The 20,088-nt window shown below is 72.6% G+C and carries 14 protein-coding genes; 7 read left to right on the top strand and 7 right to left on the bottom strand.

Annotated features, from left to right (window positions below; translation table 11 throughout):
• Positions 1 to 65 precede the first annotated feature (65 nt).
• From IE294_RS08255 to IE294_RS08265, 3 genes are all read right to left on the bottom strand, one after another.
• Positions 66 to 1,529: a glutamate synthase subunit beta gene (locus tag IE294_RS08255; RefSeq protein ID WP_189883858.1), complete on the bottom strand. Its 1,464-nt coding sequence runs from the start codon at positions 1,527 to 1,529 to the stop codon at positions 66 to 68.
• Positions 1,522 to 6,120 (bottom strand): glutamate synthase large subunit, encoded by a 4,599-nt coding sequence (gene gltB, locus IE294_RS08260; RefSeq protein WP_189883859.1) that lies wholly within the window; start codon positions 6,118 to 6,120, stop codon positions 1,522 to 1,524. The genes IE294_RS08255 and gltB overlap by 8 nt, the downstream gene beginning before the upstream one ends.
• Positions 6,121 to 6,598: 478 nt before the next feature.
• Complete coding sequence (locus IE294_RS08265) at positions 6,599 to 7,330, bottom strand: VIT1/CCC1 transporter family protein (RefSeq protein ID WP_189883861.1); 732 nt, start codon at positions 7,328 to 7,330, stop codon at positions 6,599 to 6,601.
• A gap of 262 nt (positions 7,331 to 7,592) precedes the next feature.
• Here IE294_RS08265 and IE294_RS08270 point away from each other — a divergent pair, with 262 nt between their 5' ends.
• From IE294_RS08270 to IE294_RS08300, 7 genes are read left to right on the top strand one after another with little or no spacing between them, the layout of a single operon-like run.
• A complete protein-coding gene (locus tag IE294_RS08270; RefSeq protein ID WP_189883863.1) occupies positions 7,593 to 9,302 on the top strand; it encodes an ADP-ribosylglycohydrolase family protein in 1,710 nt (569 codons plus the stop codon).
• Positions 9,299 to 10,417, top strand: a complete 1,119-nt coding sequence (locus IE294_RS08275; RefSeq protein ID WP_189883865.1) for an ADP-ribosylglycohydrolase family protein — start codon at positions 9,299 to 9,301, stop codon at positions 10,415 to 10,417. Before IE294_RS08270 ends, IE294_RS08275 begins: the two co-directional genes overlap by 4 nt.
• An 8-nt stretch (positions 10,418 to 10,425) precedes the next feature.
• The gene (locus tag IE294_RS08280) at positions 10,426 to 11,610 is read left to right on the top strand and encodes an ADP-ribosylglycohydrolase family protein (protein WP_189883867.1); all 1,185 of its coding nucleotides are present in this window, start codon (positions 10,426 to 10,428) and stop codon (positions 11,608 to 11,610) included.
• The gene (locus tag IE294_RS08285; protein ID WP_189883870.1) at positions 11,598 to 12,959 is read left to right on the top strand and encodes an ADP-ribosylglycohydrolase family protein; all 1,362 of its coding nucleotides are present in this window, start codon (positions 11,598 to 11,600) and stop codon (positions 12,957 to 12,959) included. The genes IE294_RS08280 and IE294_RS08285 overlap by 13 nt, the downstream gene beginning before the upstream one ends.
• Entirely contained in the window at positions 12,956 to 13,849 is an 894-nt protein-coding gene (gene rbsK / locus IE294_RS08290; RefSeq protein WP_189883871.1) for a ribokinase, read from the top strand. The genes IE294_RS08285 and rbsK overlap by 4 nt, the downstream gene beginning before the upstream one ends.
• The gene (locus IE294_RS08295; protein ID WP_268252775.1) at positions 13,846 to 15,117 is read left to right on the top strand and encodes a CaiB/BaiF CoA transferase family protein; all 1,272 of its coding nucleotides are present in this window, start codon (positions 13,846 to 13,848) and stop codon (positions 15,115 to 15,117) included. The genes rbsK and IE294_RS08295 overlap by 4 nt, the downstream gene beginning before the upstream one ends.
• Positions 15,114 to 15,926 carry an HpcH/HpaI aldolase/citrate lyase family protein gene (locus IE294_RS08300; protein WP_189883873.1) on the top strand — a complete coding sequence of 271 codons (813 nt, stop codon included), beginning with the start codon at positions 15,114 to 15,116 and terminating at the stop codon, positions 15,924 to 15,926. Before IE294_RS08295 ends, IE294_RS08300 begins: the two co-directional genes overlap by 4 nt.
• Positions 15,927 to 15,991: 65 nt before the next feature.
• Here the strand turns inward: IE294_RS08300 and lgt are convergent, their stop codons facing one another.
• The 4 genes from lgt to trpB form a co-directional block, all read right to left on the bottom strand.
• A complete protein-coding gene (gene lgt / locus IE294_RS08305) occupies positions 15,992 to 16,936 on the bottom strand; it encodes a prolipoprotein diacylglyceryl transferase (RefSeq protein WP_189883875.1) in 945 nt (314 codons plus the stop codon).
• Positions 16,937 to 17,027: 91 nt separating this feature from the next.
• Positions 17,028 to 17,801, bottom strand: a complete 774-nt coding sequence (locus IE294_RS08310; protein WP_189883877.1) for a DsbA family protein — start codon at positions 17,799 to 17,801, stop codon at positions 17,028 to 17,030.
• A gap of 111 nt (positions 17,802 to 17,912) precedes the next feature.
• The gene (gene trpA / locus IE294_RS08315) at positions 17,913 to 18,731 is read right to left on the bottom strand and encodes a tryptophan synthase subunit alpha (RefSeq protein WP_189883879.1); all 819 of its coding nucleotides are present in this window, start codon (positions 18,729 to 18,731) and stop codon (positions 17,913 to 17,915) included.
• Positions 18,728 to 20,011, bottom strand: coding sequence for a tryptophan synthase subunit beta (gene trpB, locus IE294_RS08320; protein WP_189883881.1), 1,284 nt, complete (start codon positions 20,009 to 20,011; stop codon positions 18,728 to 18,730). The genes trpA and trpB overlap by 4 nt, the downstream gene beginning before the upstream one ends.
• Positions 20,012 to 20,088 lie beyond the last annotated feature (77 nt).

Consider the following 20,088-nt stretch of genomic DNA (forward strand, 5'->3'; position numbering starts at 1 on the left):
CGTTCATGTTCCGTACGCCTTTGTACGGGACGTCTGTGCGGGACCTGGGGTCCGTTGTGCGCGCGTCAGACCGCCAGGGCGCGGTCCGTCGGGCGGATCGGGGCCGGCAGGTCGCTGGCTCCGGTCAGGAAGCGGTCGACTCCGCGGGCGGCCGAGCGGCCCTCCGCGATCGCCCACACGATGAGGGACTGGCCGCGGCCGGCGTCACCGGCGACGAACACACCCGGCACGTTGGTCTGGAAGTCGGCGTCGCGGGCGATGTTACCGCGTTCGTCGAGCTCCAGGCCGAACTGCTCCACCAGGCCGTTCTCCCGGTCGGTGCCGGTGAAGCCCATGGCGAGGGTGACCAGCTGAGCGGGGATCTTGCGCTCGGTGCCCGGCTTCGAGGTGAGCTTGCCGTCGATGAACTCCACCTCGGTGAGGTGCAGCCACTGGACGTTGCCGTCCTCGTCGCCCTCGAAGTGGGTGGTGGAGACGGAGTAGACCCGCTCACCGCCCTCCTCGTGCGCGCTGGTGACCTTGTAGAGCATCGGGAAGGTCGGCCAGGGCTGGTTCGTCGGGTGCCGGTCGTCGTTCGGGCGGGGCATGATCTCCAGCTGGGTGACGGAGGCTGCGCCCTGCCGGTGGGCGGTGCCCACGCAGTCCGCGCCGGTGTCGCCGCCGCCGATGACGACGACGTGCTTGCCCTCGGCCGAGATCGGCGCGGTGACGTAGTCGCCCTCCTGGACCTTGTTGGCCAGCGGCAGGTACTCCATGGCCTGATAGACGCCCTTGAGCTCGCGGCCGGGCACCGGCAGGTCACGGGCGGTCGTGGCACCGACGGCCAGGACGACCGCGTCGTACCGCTTCTTCAGGTCGGTCGCCTTGAGGTCGCGGCCGATCTCGACGCCGGTGCGGAAGCGGGTGCCCTCCGCGCGCATCTGCTCGATACGGCGGTTGATGTGCCGCTTCTCCATCTTGAACTCGGGGATGCCGTACCGGAGGAGACCTCCGACGCGGTCCGCGCGCTCGTAGACGGCGACCGTGTGACCGGCCCGGGTCAGCTGCTGGGCGGCGGCGAGACCCGCCGGGCCGGAGCCGATGACCGCGACCGTCTTGCCGGACAGGCGCTCGGGGATCTGCGGGGCGACGTCCCCGGTCTCCCACGCCTTGTCGATGATCGAGACCTCGACGTTCTTGATGGTGACCGGCGGCTGGTTGATGCCCAGTACGCACGCCGACTCGCAGGGGGCCGGGCAGAGGCGACCGGTGAACTCCGGGAAGTTGTTGGTCGCGTGCAGCCGCTCCTGGGCGGCGGCCCAGTCCTCGCGGTAGGCGTAGTCGTTCCACTCGGGGATCAGGTTCCCCAGCGGACAGCCGTTGTGACAGAACGGGATGCCGCAGTCCATGCAGCGGCTGGCCTGCTTGCTGATGATCGGCAGCAGGGAGCCGGGGACGTAGACCTCGTTCCAGTCCTTCTTGCGCTCTTCGACGGGACGGGTCTTGGCGACCTCACGGCCGTGATTCAGGAAGCCCTTCGGGTCAGCCATTGATCGCCGCCTCCATCATCTTCTCGGTGATCTCGGTCTCGGTGAGACCGGCTCGCTCGGCGGCGTCCTTGGCGGCGAGCACTGCCTTGTACGTGCTGGGGATGATCTTGCTGAACCGCTCCACGGCCGTGGCCCAGTCGGCGAGCAGCTTCTCGGCGACCGTCGAGCCGGTCTCCTCGGCGTGGCGGCGCACCACGTCGTGCAGCCACTGCTTGTCGGTCTCGTCCAGCGCCTCGACGGAGCCGGCGTTGCCGGCGTTGACGTTGTCGCGGTCGAGGTCGATGACGTAGGCGATACCGCCGGACATGCCGGCCGCGAAGTTGCGGCCGGTCGGGCCGAGGACGACCGCGTGACCGCCGGTCATGTACTCGCAGCCGTGGTCGCCCACGCCCTCGGAGACGACCAGGGCGCCGGAGTTGCGGACGCAGAACCGCTCACCGGTACGGCCGCGCAGGAACAGCTCACCGCCGGTGGCGCCGTAGGCGATGGTGTTGCCCGCGATGGTCGAGTACTCGGCGAGGTGGTCGGCGGCCCGGTCCGGGCGGACGACGATCCGGCCGCCGGAGAGGCCCTTGCCGACGTAGTCGTTGGCGTCGCCCTCCAGGCGGAGCGTGACACCGCGCGGCAGGAAGGCACCGAAGGACTGGCCGGCCGAGCCGGTGAAGGTGATGTCGATGGTGTCGTCGGGCAGGCCCGCGCCACCGAACTTCTTCGTCACCTCGTGGCCGAGCATGGTGCCGACCGTGCGGTTGATGTTGCGGATGGCGACCTGGGCGCGCACCGGCTGTGCCTCGGTGGCGTCCGAAGCGCCCAGCGCGTCGGCGGCGAGCTTGATCAGCTCGTTGTCCAGGGCCTTCTCCAGGCCGTGGTCCTGGGCGACCAGCTGGTGGCGGACCGCGCCCTCGGGCAGGTCCGGCACGTGGAACAGCGGCTCGAGGTCCAGGCCCTGCGCCTTCCAGTGGTCGACCGCGCGCTCGACGTCCAGCACCTCGGCGTGGCCGACGGCCTCCTCGATGGAGCGGAAGCCCAGCTCGGCGAGGAGCTCGCGGACCTCCTCGGCGATGAACTGGAAGAAGTTCACCACGTACTCGGCCTTGCCGGCGAAGCGGTCGCGCAGGGCCGGGTTCTGGGTGGCGATGCCGACCGGGCAGGTGTCCAGGTGGCAGACGCGCATCATCACGCAGCCGGAGACGACGAGCGGGGCGGTCGCGAAACCGAACTCCTCGGCGCCGAGCAGCGCGGCGATGACCACGTCACGGCCGGTCTTGAGCTGGCCGTCGGTCTGGACGACGATGCGGTCGCGCAGGCCGTTGAGCAGCAGGGTCTGCTGGGTCTCGGCGAGGCCCAGCTCCCAGGGGCCGCCCGCGTGCTTCAGCGAGGTCAGCGGGGAGGCGCCCGTACCGCCGTCGTGGCCGGAGATGAGCACGACGTCCGCGTGCGCCTTGGACACACCGGCCGCGACCGTGCCGACGCCGACCTCGGAGACCAGCTTCACGTGGACCCGCGCCTGCGGGTTCGCGTTCTTCAGGTCGTGGATCAGCTGGGCCAGGTCCTCGATGGAGTAGATGTCGTGGTGCGGCGGCGGCGAGATCAGGCCGACGCCCGGCGTCGAGTGACGCGTCTTGGCGACCCACGGGTAGACCTTGTGGCCGGGCAGCTGGCCGCCCTCGCCGGGCTTGGCGCCCTGGGCCATCTTGATCTGGATGTCGTCCGCGTTGACCAGGTACTCGGAGGTCACGCCGAAGCGGCCGGAGGCGACCTGCTTGATCGCCGAGCGGCGCGCCGGGTCGTACAGGCGCTCCGGGTCCTCGCCGCCCTCACCGGTGTTGGACTTGCCGCCCAGCTGGTTCATGGCGATGGCGAGGGTCTCGTGCGCCTCCTTGGAGATGGAGCCGTACGACATCGCGCCCGTCGAGAACCGCTTGACGATCTCGCTCGCCGGCTCGACCTCGTCGAGGGAGATCGGCTGCCGGTCGGACTTGAAGCCGAACAGGCCGCGCAGCGTCATCAGGCGCTCGGACTGCTCGTTCACCCGCCCGGTGTACTTCTTGAAGATGTCGTACCGGCCGGTGCGCGTGGAGTGCTGGAGGCGGAAGACCGTCTCCGGGTCGAACAGGTGCGGCTCGCCCTCGCGGCGCCACTGGTACTCGCCGCCGATCTCCAGCGCGCGGTGCGCCGGGGCGATGCCAGAGGCCGGGTAGGCCTTGGCGTGGCGGGCGGCGACCTCCTCGGCGATGACGTCGATGCCGACGCCGCCGATCTTGGTGGCGGTGCCGTTGAAGTACTTCTCCACGAAGGTCTCGTCCAGGCCGACGGCCTCGAAGACCTGGGCGCCGCGGTAGGAGGCGACGGTGGAGATGCCCATCTTGGACATGACCTTCAGGACGCCCTTGCCGAGGGCGTAGATCAGGTTGCGGATGGCCTCCTCGGGCTCGACGCCGTTGATGAAGGTGCCCGCGCGCAGCAGGTCCTCCACCGACTCCATCGCCAGGTACGGGTTGACGGCGGCGGCGCCGTAGCCGATGAGCAGGGCGACGTGGTGGACCTCGCGGACGTCACCGGCCTCGACCAGCAGGCCCACCTGGGTGCGCTGCTTGGTGCGGATGAGGTGGTGGTGGACGGCCGCGGTGAGCAGCAGCGACGGGATCGGCGCGTGCTCGGCGTCGGAGTGCCGGTCGGACAGGACGATCAGGCGGGCGCCGTTCCCGATCGCCGCGTCGGCCTCGGCGCAGATCTCCTCGATGCGGGCGGCGAGGGTCTCACCGCCGCCGGAGACCCGGTACAGACCGGACAGCGTGGCGGCCTTGAAGCCGGGCATGTCGCCGTCGGCGTTGATGTGGATGAGCTTGGCCAGCTCGTCGTTGTCGATGACCGGGAAGGGCAGCACGACGGACCGGCAGGACGCGGCGGTCGGCTCCAGCAGGTTGCCCTGCGGGCCCAGCGACGAGCGCAGGGAGGTGACCAGTTCCTCGCGGATCGCGTCCAGCGGCGGGTTGGTGACCTGCGCGAACAGCTGGGTGAAGTAGTCGAAGAGCAGCCGCGGGCGCTCGGACAGGGCCGCGATCGGCGAGTCCGTGCCCATGGAGCCGATCGGCTCGGCGGCGGTGCGGGCCATCGGGGCGAGGATGACGCGCAGCTCCTCCTCGGTGTAGCCGAAGGTCTGCTGGCGGCGGGTGACCGAGGCGTGGGTGTGGACGATGTGCTCGCGCTCGGGCAGATCGCCCAGCTCGATCTCGCCGGCCTCCAGCCACTCGGCGTACGGCTTCTCCGCGGCGAGGGACGCCTTGATCTCGTCGTCCTCGATGATGCGGTGCTCGGCGGTGTCGACGAGGAACATCTTGCCGGGCTGGAGGCGGCCCTTGCGGACGACCCTGGCCGGGTCGATGTCGAGGACGCCCACCTCGGAGCCGAGGACGACGAGGCCCTCGTCGGTGACCCAGTAGCGGCCGGGGCGCAGACCGTTGCGGTCGAGCACGGCACCGACCTGGGTGCCGTCGGTGAAGGTGACGCAGGCGGGGCCGTCCCAGGGCTCCATCATCGTGGAGTGGAACTGGTAGAAGGCGCGCCGGGCCGGGTCCATGGAGTCGTGGTTCTCCCACGCCTCCGGGATCATCATCAGCACGGAGTGCGGCAGCGAACGGCCGCCCAGGTGCAGCAGCTCCAGGACCTCGTCGAAGGAGGCGGAGTCGGAGGCGTCCGGCGTACAGACCGGGAAGATCCGCTCGATGGTCTTCTCGTCGGAACCGAACAGGCCGGAGGCGAGCTGGGACTCGCGGGCGCGCATCCAGTTGCGGTTGCCCTTGACGGTGTTGATCTCACCGTTGTGCGCGACGAAGCGGTACGGGTGCGCGAGCGGCCACGACGGGAAGGTGTTCGTGGAGAACCGGGAGTGCACGAGCGCGATCGCGGAGGCGAAGCGGCGGTCGGACAGGTCCGGGAAGAAGGGCTCCAGCTGGCCGGTGGTCAGCATGCCCTTGTAGACGATCGTCCGGGCGGACAGGGACGGGAAGTAGATCCCGGCCTCGCGCTCGGCGCGCTTGCGCAGCACGAACGCCTTGCGGTCCAGCGCGATGCCCTCGCTGGCGCCCGCGGTGACGAAGATCTGCCGGAAGACCGGCATGGTGGAGCGGGCGGTGGCACCCAGCAGCTCGGGGGCGACCGGGACCTCGCGCCAGCCGAGGACGGTCAGCCCCTCGTCGGCGGCGATCGTCTCGATCTGTGAGACGGCGTCCTCGGTCCCGTCCTCCGGCAGGAAGGCGATGCCTACGGCATAGGAGCCGGCCGCGGGAAGGTCGAAACCGGCCACTTCGCGGAGGAAGGCGTCCGGCACCTGCGAGAGGATGCCCGCGCCGTCGCCGGAGTCGGGCTCGGAGCCGGTGGCACCACGGTGCTCCAGGTTGCGCAGGACGGTGAGGGCCTGCTCGACCAGGGTGTGGGACGCCTCGCCGGTGAGGGTGGCGACGAAACCGACGCCGCACGCGTCGTGTTCGTTGCGGGGGTCGTACATACCCTGCGCAGCAGGGCGAGCATCCATGAACGACCACTTCTGGCCATTCGCGGAATGCTGGGACGGCTGGCGCGGCGTACGCATCGGCTCTCCCGTCGTCGTCATGTGGCATGTGGCAGGTGCCGAGGGACGACGTTGGCCCTCTGCGTGAGATCTGCGATGAGATCAAAATTTCGTGCAGGTTACATGATGGAGCGGTTCTCGGGAACCGGAAACACCGTTCCAACATGCGGACGCCGCGGTCGCGGCTCGGGTGCCGCGCGGACGCGGCGAGTGCCGTGCGGTGGCGGCGCGGAGCCGTGCCAGAACGGCGGTGCCGTGCGGTGACGGCGGAGGGTCGCGCGGTGGCGGCCGACGTGTACGGGGGGACCGTTGCGGACACGATCGGTCGGATCGGTGTCCGGCGGCCCGAAGGGGGCCGGAGCGAGCGTCATCGCCCACCCCGCGGGGGTGCGGCAGGCGTCATTGCCCACAGCGCTTACGGCTCATGCCCGGTGGTCATGCACTCGAAACCAGCGAGTAACGGGTACTTATGCGGCCCATCGCATAGGTACCGGTCGAGCTATCCTACGGCCGTTCCGAACAGAGTGCCCAGGGCGTACGTCACACCGGCCGCCGCACCACCGAGCGCGAGCTGCCGCAGACCGCTGAACCACCAGCTGCGCGCGGTCACCTTGGCCACGACGGCACCGCACGCGAAGAGACCGGCGAGGGCCAACAGGACGGCGGGCCACAGCGCGGTCGCGCCGAGCAGGTACGGCAGGACGGGCAGCAGGGCGCCGAGCGCGAACGAGCCGAAGGACGAGACGGCGGCGACCAGCGGCGAGGGCAGGTCCCCGGGGTCGATGCCCAGCTCCTCGCGGGCGTGTATCTCCAGCGCCTGCTCCGGGTCCTTGGAGAGCTGCCGGGCGACCTGCCGGGCCAGTTCCGGCTCGACCCCGCGGGCCACGTACAGCGCGGCCAGCTCGTCCTCCTCGTCCTGCGGATGCCTGCGCAGCTCACGGCGCTCGACGTCGAGTTCCGCCTCGACGAGTTCCCGCTGGGAGGCGACGGAGGTGTACTCGCCGGCGGCCATGGAGAAGGCACCGGCGGCGAGCCCCGCGAGACCGGTGATGACGATGGTGTGCTGGGTCACGGACCCGCCGGCCACGCCCGTCATCAGGGCGAGGTTGGAGACGAGACCGTCCATGGCACCGAAGACGGCGGGGCGCAGCCATCCGCCGTTCACATCACGGTGCGTGTGGTTGTCGCGGTGCGCCTCGTGCAGCGCGGCCTCGGTTTCGATGATGGCCATCCGGGCCCCCCAGGGAAGCTAAGCCAAAGCTAACTTTGGACGAGTTCTACTTTTCGACAACACGGAATTTACGCTCATCATTTCGCCCGCGCCAGCAAGGAAAGGCTGGGCTAACCTGCGACTTCTCTATTGGCCGCTCAGATGTGATGGATATAGCTCAGATGCCGACCGGGTGACAGAGCCCCTCCTCCGGCTCACGCGGGCGCCTGCCGTGGGACACATCCGCAAAGGGTCCCGTGGGGCCCGCCGAAGGAGGCCGCCCATGGCATCGATCGCCCGCACTCCCCCGGCCCCGGCGCCCGGTGACGCCGCCGGACTGCGCGAGCGGGCCCGGGGCGCGCTGCTGGGCCTGGCCGTCGGGGACGCGCTGGGCGCACCGGCGGAGAACCTCAGGCCCTCCGAGATCCGCGCCCGCTGGGGACGGATCACCGGGTACGTCAGCGAGCAGCCGTACGGCACCGACGACACCGAGTACGCGATCTTCTCCGGTCTGCTGCTGGCCCGGCACGGCTCGGTGCTCACCCCGGAGCATGTCGAGGCGGCCTGGCACGAGTGGATCGCCGACCGGGCGGAGGGGCCCTTCCGCGGTGCGGGCTTCAGCGAGCGCGGCACGCTGGAGAACCTCCGCCGTGGCCTCGCCGCCCCCATCTCGGCCCAGCACCGGCACGCCTGGAGCGACGGGCTGGCGATGCGGGCGGCGCCCTTCGGGGTCTTCGCCGCCGGGCGCCCCTCCGAGGCGGCCCGGCTGGTGGCCATCGACGGCTCCGTCAGCCACGAGGGCGAGGGCATCTACGGCGGCCAGGCGGTCGCGGCGGGCGTGGCGGCGGCGATGACCGGCGCGGCGGTCGCGGTGGTGATCGCCGCCGCGCTCGCGGTGATCCCGGACGACTCCTGGACGGCTCGCTCCCTGCGGCGCGCGGTGTCGGTGGCGCATCGCGGGGAACGCGCGGTCCGCTCCGCGGTCGTCATCGGCGGCTACCCCTGGACCGACCTGGCCCCGGAAGCGGTCGCCCTCGCCTTCGGCGCGTACGCGGCGGCCGACGGCGACTTCCGGGAGGCGGTCCTGACGGCCGTCAACATGGGGCGCGACGCGGACACGACGGCGGCGGTGGCGGGCGCCCTCTCCGGCGCCACCCAGGGCCTCTCGGCCATCCCGCCCCACTGGGCCTCCGCGATCGGCCCGGCCCGGGGCCGCTGCCTCCCGTCCATCACCGGCCACCACGTCCTGGAGATCGCGGAACTCCTGGTGACGGCGGCGGGGGCGGGCACGGGAGAGGCTGGTGCGGCCGGGGAACGGGGGACGATCGCGGCGAAGGCACCGGTGACATTGGCAGCGGTCGTACCGGCGGCCGTGGTCAAGGGGGCCACCGCAGAAGCGGGAACCGCGGAGACGCCAGCGGCGACCACAGCCGAGCCGACAGGAACACTGACCGCACTCCTGCCGACAGCCATGGCCAAGGAGCCCACCACAGAAGCGGGAACCGCGGCAATGCCAGCGGCGACCACAGCCGAGCCGACAGGAACACTGACCGCACTCCTGCCGACAGCCATGGCCAAGGAGCCCACCACAGAAGCGGGAACCGCGGCAATGCCAGAGGCGACCACAGCCGAGCCGGCGGGAACATTGGCCGCGGTCCTGCCGACGGCCGTGGCGCAGGGAGAGCGGGCAGCAGCCGAGAGCGGGACGGAGCCGACCGGACTCCTCCCCCTGTCTGACGCCGCCCAGCCAACCGAACACCCACCACCCCATGTCCCCACCACTCAGCCGACCGAGTCGGGTGGCGGGTGGGCGGGGGATCGGGGGTCCGGGGGGCGCAGCCCCCTGGTGGGGGACCGGAACGCCGGGCAAGCGGACAGCGGGCGGAGCCCCCTGGTGGGTGGCGGGCATGCCGGGCGACCGGGCAGCGAGGGTCGTCGGGGCACCGGGCGGAGCCCCCTCGCCGGACGACCGGACAGCGAGGGCCGGCCATGACAGCGCGCCGTATCGAGGGCCTCCTCCTCGGCCTCGCCGCGGGAGACGCCGCCGGCTGGCCCGCCGCCCGGCACCGCGCCGCCCGGATGCCCGAGTGGACCCGCCGTCTCACCCGGGAACTGGACACCTTCGCCGAGCAGAACGCCACCACCACCCTCCCGGTGCCGATCGCCCTCAACCAACCCCCCGAGCCCCTCCGCCTCGGCCCCTCCGACGACGCCGAGTGGGCGGCGTTCGCCGCGGAGGCGGTCCTGCGCGCCGGCGCCGACGACGTCCTCGGCGACCTCAGCCGGGCCCGCCGTGTGCGCGCCGCCATCGACCTCACCTGGACCGCCGTGGCCTCCGAGGTCGCCGCCGCGGCGGACCGCGCCCCGGAGATCGAGTCCGCCGTACTGCCGCTGCGCGCCCGCATCTCCGTCCGCGCCGGCCTCGGCAACCTCGCCACCGGCCTGCGCCCGCCCGCCACCGGCCACGACAACCCGCACTACTTCGACGACGCGGCCTGCGTCCGCGCCTGCGTCCTCGCCGTGGCCCACCCCGGCGACCCGCAACAGGCCGCCGCGCTCGCCGAGTTCGACGCCCGCTACACCCAGGACGGCGACGGCGTGCACGGCGCGCGGGCCATGGCGGCGGCCCTCTCCCTCGCCCTCGCCGACGCGGACACCGGCACCTGCGTGACCGCCGCGCTCGCCGAACTCCCGGCGGACACCGAGATCGGCCGCAACACCCGCCACGCCCTAGCCCTGGCCGGGGACAGCGAGTCCGCCTTCGCCCTCGTCCCCCTCCTGGAACACCAGATCGTCGACCACGTCTACAGCTACGGCATCGCCGCCGCGGAGACCGTGCCCGTCGCCCTCGCCCTGGCCACCGCCGCCCGGGGCCGGATCGCCGAGGCCGTACCGGCCGCCGCCTGCCTTTCCCGGGTCGCCGACTCCGCGCCCGCCCTCGCCGGCGCGCTCACCGGCGCCCTCGGCGGCGGCGCTTCCATCCCCGCGACCTGGCGGGACGCCTGCCGCGTCCTGCCCGGCTGCACCCTGCCCCGTCTCACCGGCACCGACCTGGTGGAACTCGCCGGACTCCTGGAAGCCGCACAACCGGCCCGTCCAGGAGGATGATTCGGGGCATGACGCCCAAAGAAGAAGGAATCAGCGGGCCCGGCCCGAACGGTCTCGCCGACCGCGTCACCGCCGCCGTGGTGGGAGCCGCCGTCGGTGACGCCCTCGGCGGCCCGGTCGAGGGCTACTCCCCCGACCGGATCGCCGAGCGGCACGGCGGTCGCGTGCGCGGCATCGTCGGCCCCTGGCACGGTGACGCCTGGCGCACCGCCCGCCCCATCGCGCCGTACCACAAGGGCGACGGCCACGTCACCGACGACACCTTGATGACGCACGCACTCATCCGCGTCTACGACCGCGTCCGCGACCACCTCGACGCCTACGCGATCGTCGACCACCTGGTCCCGGACCTGATGACCACCCCCCGCTGGATCCCCGAGCTGGAGGCCGAGGCACTGCCGCTGCACCGCCTCTTCCTCGCCGAGAAATGGCTGGTGGCCCGGCTGGCCTACGGTCACGCCGACCCCCGGGAAGGGGGCACCGGCAACATCGTCAACTGCGGCGCGGCGATGTACATGGCCCCGGTCGGCCTGGTCAACGCGGCCAACCCGGCCGCCGCGTACGCCGAGGCGCTGGACATCGCGGGCGCGCACCAGTCGTCGTACGGCCGTGAGGCGGCCGGTGTGTTCGCCGCGGCGGTGGCCGCCGCCACCGCCCCCGGCGCGACCCCGGACTCGGTGGTGGGCGCCTGTCTGTCCCTGGCCAAGGACGGCACCCGTACGGCGATCGAGAAGGTCTGCGAAGTCGCCGCCGGACACCGGGACTTCGAGTCGGCGCTCGGTCCGCTGCGCGCGGCGGTGGAGCCGTACGACACCGTCGGGCCGGACTACCGCGCCCCCTCCCTCGCCGCCCGCCGCCCCTCCCGGCTGCACTCCATCGAGGAACTCCCGGTCGCGCTCGGCATGCTGGTCGTCTCCGGCGGCGACTACCGGCAGACCGTGCTCGGCGCGGTCAACTACGGCCGTGACTGCGACTCGATCGCGACGATGGCCGGTGCCCTCGCGGGCGCGCTCGGCTCGCCCGCCCCCGAGGAGTGGGCGAAGACGGTCGCCGACGCCAGCCGCCTGGACCTGTGGGCGCCGGCCCGGACGCTCATCGAGGTCACGCGCGAGGTCTTCGACCGGGACGTCCGCCGCCGGCGCGCCCACGAGGAGGCGTTCACCGCGCTCGGAGGCCGGCCGTGCTCCGACTGACCTGGGTCCAGCCGGAGGACCTGCTGGGCCACGAGCTGCGCCAGGCCCGCCTGGACGGGCGCGAGCCGAAGGCGGTCGAGGCACGCTGGCGGGCGGCGGGCGGCCCGGACGCCCCGGAGCGCGCGGGCGCGTCTGCGCACCGGGTGTCCCGCTATCTGCGCCTGCTGGCGGAGGACCTGCTGGACGAACTCGCCGATCTGCCCAGCCGCTTCGCCGACGACGAGCCCACGGACCTGGCCCGCATCAGGGCCCAGTGCCCCGACTGGCCCGCCGGACGGTCCGCCACCGCTGCGGACCCCGGCGCCCTGGAGGCCGCCTGGCTCGGGCGGGCCATCGGCTGCCTCCTCGGCAAACCGGTCGAGAAACTCCCGCTCGACGGCATCCGCGCCCTCGCCCGTGCGGCCGGGAACTGGCCCCTCACCACCTGGTTCACCGCCAGGGGGGTTCCCGACGACCTGCTGGCCGCCCACCCCTGGAACCGCCGCTCGGCCTCCACCTCGCTCGCCGAGAACATCGACGGCATGCCCGAGGACGACGACCTCGACTACCCCCTGCTCAACCTCCTGCTGCTCCAGCGCCACGGGAGGACCTTCACCACCGACGACGTGGCCCGGCTCTGGCTCGAAGAACTCCCGCCCGGCCGCACCTTCACCGCCGAACGCGTCGCCCACCGCAACCTCCTCGCCGGTATCGAACCCCCGCACACGGCTCGCCACCGCAACCCGTTCCGCGAGTGGATCGGCGCGCTGATCCGCGCCGACATGCACGGCTGGAGCAACCCGGGCGACCCGGCCGCCGCCGCGGAGCAGGCCCACCGCGACGCGGTCCTCACCCACACCGCCAACGGCGTCTACGCGGCGATGTTCACGGCCGCCGCCATCGCCACGGCCGCCACCGGCACGCACGACGTCCATGCCTGTCTGCGCACCGGCCGCGCGGTGGTCCCGGCCCGCTCCCGCCTGGCGAAGGCGATCGACCACGCCGTCCGACTGGCCACCGCCACCGACGACTTCGACGAGGTCGTGGACGAACTCCACGCCGTCTACGGCCCCACGCACCACTGGGTCCACGCCCTTCCCAACACCGCCTTGACCGTCGCCGCCCTCACCCACGCCGACGGCGACTTCACGGGCTCCGTCTGCCGTGCGGTGTCGGGGGGTTGGGACACCGATTCCAACGGCGCCACCGCCGGAAGCGTCGCCGGCCTGCTCGCCGGCTCCCCCGGCGCGCTCCCCGACCGCTGGCGGAGCCCGCTGAAGAACCGGCTCGCCACGACCGTCGCGGACTTCGACGGCACCGGCTTCGACACCCTCGCCCACCTCACCCACCTGGAGGCGACCCGACCATGACCCACATCGCCGTCCTCGGCAGCGCGAACATGGACCTCGTCACGTACGTCGGCAAGGCCCCGCAGCGCGGGGAGACCGTGACCGGCCGGGAGTTCCGTACGATCCCCGGCGGCAAGGGCGCCAACCAGGCGATCGCCGCGGCCCGCGCCGGCGCCACCGTCTCGATGATCGGCGCGGTCGGCAACGACGCCTTCGGCGCGCGACTGCGCGACACCCTCGAACACTCCGGCGTGGACACCGACTTCCTGCGCACGGTCGAGGGCCCGTCCGGCACCGCGCACATCGTGGTGGACGACGAGGGCGGCAACGCGATCGTCGTCATCCCCGGCGCGAACGGCACGGTCGACCACCTCTCCCCCGGCGACGAGGGGGTGATCGCCACCGCCGACGCCCTGCTGCTGCAACTGGAGATCCCGACGGCGGCGGTCGTCGCCGGCGCGCAGGCGGCCCGCCGGCACGGCATCCGTACCGTCCTCACCCCGTCCCCCGTCCAGCCGCTGCCGCCCGAACTCCTGGCCGCCATCGACCTGTTGGTGCCGAACGAGTACGAGGCGGTCACCCTCACCGGCCGCACCGACCCGCGCGAGGCGGCGGCCACCCTGCTGGACCTGGTGCCGGAGGTCGTGGTCACCCTGGGCGCCACGGGCTGCCTGTACCTGACCCGGGGCGCCGAACCGCTCGTCGTCCCCGCGCCCCGCGTACGGGCCGTGGACTCCACGGGCGCGGGCGACACCTTCGTCGGCACGCTCGCGGTGGCCCTCGCCGAGGAGAAACCGGTACGGGAGGCCCTGTCCTGGGCGGCGGCTGCGGCGGCGATCTCCGTCCAGCGGGAAGGCGCGTCGGCGTCGATGCCGTACCGCCCGGAGATCGAGGCCCAGTACAGCGCATGAACACGACGAGCAAGACGAGCACGACACGTACGACGACTACGGCTACGGCTACGGCTACGGCTACGGCTACGGCGGCACGGACGACCCCGGCCCTGGACGGCCTGCGGGTGCTGGACCTCGCGACCCTCTTCGCCGGGCCGATGGCCGCGACGCTGCTCGGTGACTTCGGCGCCGAGGTGATCAAGGTGGAGCACCCGCGGCGGCCCGACCCGTCCCGGGGCCACGGCCCGGCCAAGGACGGCGTCGGCCTGTGGTGGAAGGTGCTCGGCCGCAACAAGCGGGCCATCACCCTCGACCTGTCCGCACCCGGCGGCCGGGCCACCCTACTGCGGCTCGCCGCCACCGCCGACGTGGTGATCGAGAACTTCCGCCCCGGCACCCTGGAGAAATGGGACCTCGGCTGGCCGGAGCTGTCCGCGGCCAACCCCCGGCTGGTCCTCGCCCGGGTCACCGCCTTCGGCCAGTTCGGCCCCTGCGCGCACCGCCCCGGCTTCGGCACCCTCGCCGAGGCGATGAGCGGCTTCGCCGCGGTCACCGGCGAACCGGACGCGCCCCCGACACTGCCGCCCTTCGGTCTCGCCGACTCGGTCGCCGGCCTGGCGACCGCCTACGCCGTGCTGACGGCACTGGCCGCGCGCGAGCGCACCGGCGTGGGGCAGACGGTCGACATGGCGATCATCGAACCGATCCTGTCGGTCCTCGGCCCCCACGCCACCTGGTACGACCAGCTCGGCTACGTCCAGGAACGCACCGGCAACCGGTCCGCGAACAACGCCCCGCGCAACACCTACCGCACCGCCGACGGCACCTGGGTCGCCGTCTCCACCTCCGCCCAGTCGGTCGCCGAACGGGTGCTACGGCTGGTGGGCCGCCCGGAGCTGATCGAGGAGCCGTGGTTCGCCACCGGCACGGACCGGGCCGCCCACGCCGATGTGCTGGACGAGGCGGTCGGCTCCTGGATCGCCGGCCGTACCCGCGCCGAGGTGCTCGCGGCCTTCGAGGAGGCGGAGGCCGCGGTGGCGCCCGTGCAGGACGTCCGGGACGTCCTGGCGGACCCCCAGTACCAGGCCCTGGACACGGTCACCACCGTCGACGACCCGGAACTGGGCCCGCTGCGCATGCAGAACGTCCTCTTCCGGCTCTCCGCCACGCCCGGCGGGATCCGCTGGGCCGGCCGCCCGCACGGCGCCGACACCGACGCCGTGCTCGGCGAACTCGGCCTCACCCCGGCCGACATCGCGGCGCTGCGCGCGGAGGGCGCCCTGTGACCCGGTTCCCTCTCACCTGGCTCTACGTCCCGGGCGACCGCCCGCACGTCGTGGCCAAGGCCCTGGTGGCGGGCGCCGACGTGGTGGTGATCGACCTGGAGGACGCGGTCGCCCCGGACCGCAAGGAGTACGCCCGCGCGGCCACCGCGGAACTCCTGACGGAGCCCCAGCCGGTCCCGGTGCACGTGCGTGTCAACGCCCTGGACAGCGCCTGGGCCGCCGCCGACCTCCACGCCCTGGCCGGTCTGCCGGGCCTGTCCGGCGTACGGCTGCCGAAGGTGACGGCCCCGGGCGAGGTACGGCAGGCCGCCGTGGCCACGCCGGTCCCCCTCTACGCGCTCCTGGAGTCGGCCCTCGGCATCGAGCACGCCTACGCCATCGCCACCGCCCACCCCGCCCTGCGGGGCATCGCCCTGGGCGAGGCCGACCTCCGCGCCGACCTCGGGGTACGGGCCGACGCGGGCCTGGACTGGCCGCGCTCACGGGTGATCGTCGCCGCCCGCGCGGCGGGCCTGGCCCCGCCGTCCCAGACGGTCTACCCGGACATCCGTGACCTGGACGGCCTGGCGGCCTCCTGCGCCCACGGCCGGGCTCTCGGGTTCCTGGGCCGCGCCGCGATCCACCCGCGCCAGCTGCCGGTGATCGAGCGGGCCTACCTGCCCACGGAGGCCGAGACCGAACACGCGGAGACGGTCATCAAAGCGGCCTCGGCGAACGAGGGCGCCCAGGCCCTCCCCGACGGCCGCTTCATCGACGCGGCGGTGGTGGCGATGGCGCGGCGGACCCTGTCGCTGGCTGCCCGGAGCTGACCCTCCGCACACACCGAGGGCGCCCGGAAGAACTCCGGGCGCCCTCGGTGTCGTACCACGAACGGTCAGCTCTTCTCGGCCGGAGCCGCCTTCTCCTCGCCCTCGGCGTCGGCGTCGCCCTCGGCGTCGGCCTCCGTGTCCTCGACGGCTTCCGTGTCCTTGTCAGCCCCGGTGTCCTTGCCCGGACCGTCGGCGACCCCCGGCTCGACCACGGCTTCCCGTCCCGGCCGCTTCTTCGACGACACCACGATGTACGTCACCGCCAGCAGGAAGACGACCAGCGCGGTCCAGTCGTTCAGACGGAGGCCCAGGATGTGGTGGGCGTCGTCCACCCGCATGTACTCGATCCAGCCCCGGCCCACGCAGTACGCGGCGACGTACAGGGCGAACGCCCGGCCATGCCCCAGCTTGAAGCGGCGGTCCGCCCAGATGACCAGCAGGCCCACCCCGACGCACCACAGGGACTCGTAGAGGAAGGTCGGGTGGTAGTACCCCGGCACCCGGCCGCCCTCGGAGGAGGTGATGTGCAGCGCCCAGGGCAGATGGGTCTCGCGGCCGTACAGCTCCTGGTTGAACCAGTTGCCCCAGCGGCCGATGGCCTGCGCGAAGGCGATGCCGGGCGCGACGGCGTCGGCGTACGCGGGCATCGGGACGCCCCGGCGCCGGGCGCCGATCCACGCGCCGAGCGCGCCGAGCGCGATGGCGCCCCAGATGCCCAGGCCGCCCTCCCACACCTTGAAGGCGTCCACCCAGTCACGGCCCTCACTGAAGTACAGCTCGTAGTCCGTGATCACGTGGTAGAGCCGGCCGCCGACCAGGCCGAAGGGCACGGCCCAGACGGCGATGTCCGCGACCGTGCCGGACCGCCCGCCGCGGGCGATCCAGCGCCTGTTGCCGAACCAGACGGCAACGAAGACGCCGATGATGATGCAGAAGGCGTAGCCGCGCAGCGGCACGGGGCCGAGGTACAGCACCCCGTGCGACGGGCTGGGGATGTAGGCAAGGTTCATGGGGTTCATGGCAAGTCCGACGCTACCGTGCCGGGCCGTGGGGACGGCAAGCGGACCGGCTACGGGTCCATAACGGGGGCGTGAGAAACGCTTACCGTCGGTCGGCCGCCTCCACGAGTTGCCTGAGCTTGGCCGGGGTCATCGTCTGGTCCTGGTAGATGTTCTTGCCGCCGAGCAGCACGGTGGGCGTACCGCTGAGGCCGCCGGAGTGGAACGCCTGGTTGGACCTGTCCACCCAGCTGTCGTGCGTGCCGTCCTGGACGCACGTGCGGAAGGCGGGCGTGTCCAGGCCCTTCACCTTGCCGGCCAGCTCGATCAGCTTGTCGTTGCTCGCGAAGGCGTCGTCGGTCTCCTTCGGCTGGTTCGCGTACAGCACGTCGTGGAATTCGCGGAACTTCCCGGCGTCCTGGGCGCAGGCGGCGGCGTTGGCGGCGCGCAGCGAGCCGCTGCCGCCGAGGTTGCCGTCGATCAGCCGGACGAGGTGGTACTCGATTCTGAGCTTGCCGGCGTCGGTCAGTTCATGGAGGGTCGGCCGGTACGCCACCTCGAAGGCCTGGCAGGCCGGGCAGCGGAAGTCCTCCCACACGGTGAGCGTCGACTTGGCGCCGTCCTTGCCGACCGGGATCGCGAGGCCGTCCTTGCCCTGCGCCCCCGACGGCGCCACGGCCGGGCCCGCGCTGCTGCCCTTGTGCTTGCCGGAGTTCGCGGCGACCACGCCGATCACCGCCGCCAGCCCCAGGACGCAGACGACACTCGCGCCCACGATCAGCGCGCGCCGTCGCTTCTCCGCGGCCTTCTGCTTGTCGCGCTCGACCGCCAGCCGTTCCCGGGCGGTGCGCTTTCCGTCACGGTTCTTCTCGCTCACACCCCCAGAACGAACCGGGGAGGCGCAGCGCGCCTCCCCGGTCCGAGGTCCACCCCTTCGAGTGACCGCATCATCCGACGCGGGGTGTCCGCCGACGGTCACTCGCGCCCGTCACGCCTGTCCGCGCACGCCTTTCGCCAGCTCACCGGCCAGCTCGCGGACCGCCGCGAGGCCGGAGGCGTGGTCAGGGGCGTCCAGCATCCGCTTCACGAACGCCGAGCCGACGATCACGCCGTCGGCGAAGCCGGCGACCTCGGCGGCCTGGGCCCGGTTGGAGACGCCGAGCCCGACGCAGACGGGCAGGTCGGTGCCGGTGGCGCGGGTGCGCCGGACCAGGTCCTGGGCCTGCGTACCGACGGATTCCCGGGTACCGGTGACGCCCATGAGGGAGGCGGCGTACACGAAGCCGCTGCCCGCCGCGGTGATCTGGGCGAGCCGCTCGTCCTTGCTGCTCGGCGCCACGACGAAGACCGTGGCGAGGCCGTGCTTCTCGGCGTGCTCCCGCCACAGCGCCGACTCCTGCACGGGCAGGTCGGGCAGGATGCAGCCCGCGCCGCCCGCCTCGGCCAGCTCGGCGGTGAAGCGCTCCACGCCGTAGCGGTCGATGGGGTTCCAGTACGTCATGACGAGCACCGGCTTCCCGGTGGCCTCGTGGGCCTCCCGGACCGTGCGCATGACGTCGGCGATCCTCACTCCGCCCCGCAGGGCGATGTCGTCGGCGGTCTGGATGACCGGGCCGTCGAGCACCGGGTCGCTGTGCGGCAGCCCGACCTCGACGACGTCGGCGCCCCCGTCGAAGACGGCCCTGATCGCCTCGATGCCGCCGTCCACGGTCGGGAAACCGGCCGGGAGGTAGGCGATGAGCGCGGAGCGGCCCTCGGCCTTGGCGGCGGCGAGGGTGTCGTTCAGCAGCCGTGCGTTCCCGCTCACTTGGCGTCCCCCTCGATCTCGGCGGTGCCGGCTTCGTCGGCGGCCACCTCGGCGTCGGTGTCGTAGAGGCCGAAGTAGCGGGCGGCGGTGTCCATGTCCTTGTCGCCGCGGCCGGACAGGTTGACGACGATCAGGCCGTCCTTGCCCAGCTCCTTGCCGACCTCCAGGGCGCCGGCCAGCGCGTGGGCGCTCTCGATGGCCGGGATGATGCCCTCGGTGCGCGACAGCAGGCGCAGGGCCTGCATGGCGGCGTCGTCGGTGACCGCGCGGTACTCGCCGCGGCCGGAGTCGCGGAGGTAGGAGTGCTCCGGGCCGACACCCGGGTAGTCCAGGCCGGCCGAGATCGAGTACGGCTCGGTGATCTGGCCCTCGTCGTCCTGGAGGACGTACGACCGGGAGCCGTGCAGGATGCCGGGCTCGCCGGCGGTGAGCGTGGCCGCGTGCTCGCCGGTCTCGACGCCGTGGCCGGCCGGCTCGCAGCCGATGAGGCGGACGCCCTCGTCGGGGATGAAGGCGTGGAAGAGGCCGATGGCGTTGGAGCCGCCGCCGACACAGGCGACGGCCGCGTCGGGGAGACGGCCGGCGCGCTCCAGGAGCTGACGCCGTGCCTCCACGCCGATCACCCGGTGGAAGTCGCGGACCATGGCCGGGAACGGGTGCGGGCCGGCGACCGTGCCGAAGAGGTAGTGGGTGTGGTCGACGTTGGCGACCCAGTCCCGGAACGCCTCGTTGATGGCGTCCTTGAGGGTGCGGCTGCCGGACTTCACGGCGACGACCTCGGCGCCGAGCATGCGCATCCGGGCCACGTTGAGGGCCTGGCGCTTGGTGTCGATCTCGCCCATGTAGATGGTGCAGTCGAGACCGAACAGCGCGCAGGCGGTGGCCGTCGCGACACCGTGCTGGCCGGCTCCGGTCTCGGCGATGACCCGGGTCTTGCCCATGCGCCTGGTGAGCAGGGCCTGGCCGAGCACGTTGTTGATCTTGTGGGAGCCGGTGTGGTTGAGGTCCTCGCGCTTGAGGAACACACGGGCACCACCGGCGTGTTCGGCGAAACGGGGCACCTCGGTGAGCGCCGACGGACGGCCGGTGTAGTGGACGAGCAGGTCGTCGAGCTCACGGGCGAACTCGGGGTCGTGCTTGGCCTTGTCGTACTCGACGGCTACCTCGTCCACGGCGGCGACGAGGGCCTCCGGGATGAACTTGCCGCCGAACGCGCCGAAGTAGCCCTCGGCGCTGGGCACCTGGCCGCTGGGGTCAGGGATGAAGAACTCGCTGGGCATGCGGAAACCTCACGGTGAGTGCGGTGGGACAACACTGATCGCCGTGGGGGCGGGGCCAGTCGTACGGCCTCGGGCCG

This window comes from Streptomyces canarius (genome assembly GCF_014650735.1).
GTDB lineage: Bacteria > Actinomycetota > Actinomycetes > Streptomycetales > Streptomycetaceae > Streptomyces > Streptomyces olivaceoviridis.

Excerpts from the sequence above, each read along its gene's own strand:
- IE294_RS08275 (WP_189883865.1), top strand. The coding sequence starts at position 9,299 with ATGACAGCGCGCCGTATCGAGGGCCTCCTCCTCGGCCTCGCCGCGGGA.
- IE294_RS08295 (WP_268252775.1), top strand. The coding sequence starts at position 13,846 with ATGAACACGACGAGCAAGACGAGCACGACACGTACGACGACTACGGCT.
- IE294_RS08265 (WP_189883861.1), bottom strand. The coding sequence starts at position 7,330 with ATGGCCATCATCGAAACCGAGGCCGCGCTGCACGAGGCGCACCGCGAC.
- gltB (WP_189883859.1), bottom strand. The coding sequence starts at position 6,120 with ATGCGTACGCCGCGCCAGCCGTCCCAGCATTCCGCGAATGGCCAGAAG.
- IE294_RS08255 (WP_189883858.1), bottom strand. The coding sequence starts at position 1,529 with ATGGCTGACCCGAAGGGCTTCCTGAATCACGGCCGTGAGGTCGCCAAG.
- lgt (WP_189883875.1), bottom strand. The coding sequence starts at position 16,936 with ATGAACCTTGCCTACATCCCCAGCCCGTCGCACGGGGTGCTGTACCTC.
- rbsK (WP_189883871.1), top strand. The coding sequence starts at position 12,956 with ATGACCCACATCGCCGTCCTCGGCAGCGCGAACATGGACCTCGTCACG.
- IE294_RS08280 (WP_189883867.1), top strand. The coding sequence starts at position 10,426 with ATGACGCCCAAAGAAGAAGGAATCAGCGGGCCCGGCCCGAACGGTCTC.
- trpB (WP_189883881.1), bottom strand. The coding sequence starts at position 20,011 with ATGCCCAGCGAGTTCTTCATCCCTGACCCCAGCGGCCAGGTGCCCAGC.
- IE294_RS08270 (WP_189883863.1), top strand. The coding sequence starts at position 7,593 with ATGGCATCGATCGCCCGCACTCCCCCGGCCCCGGCGCCCGGTGACGCC.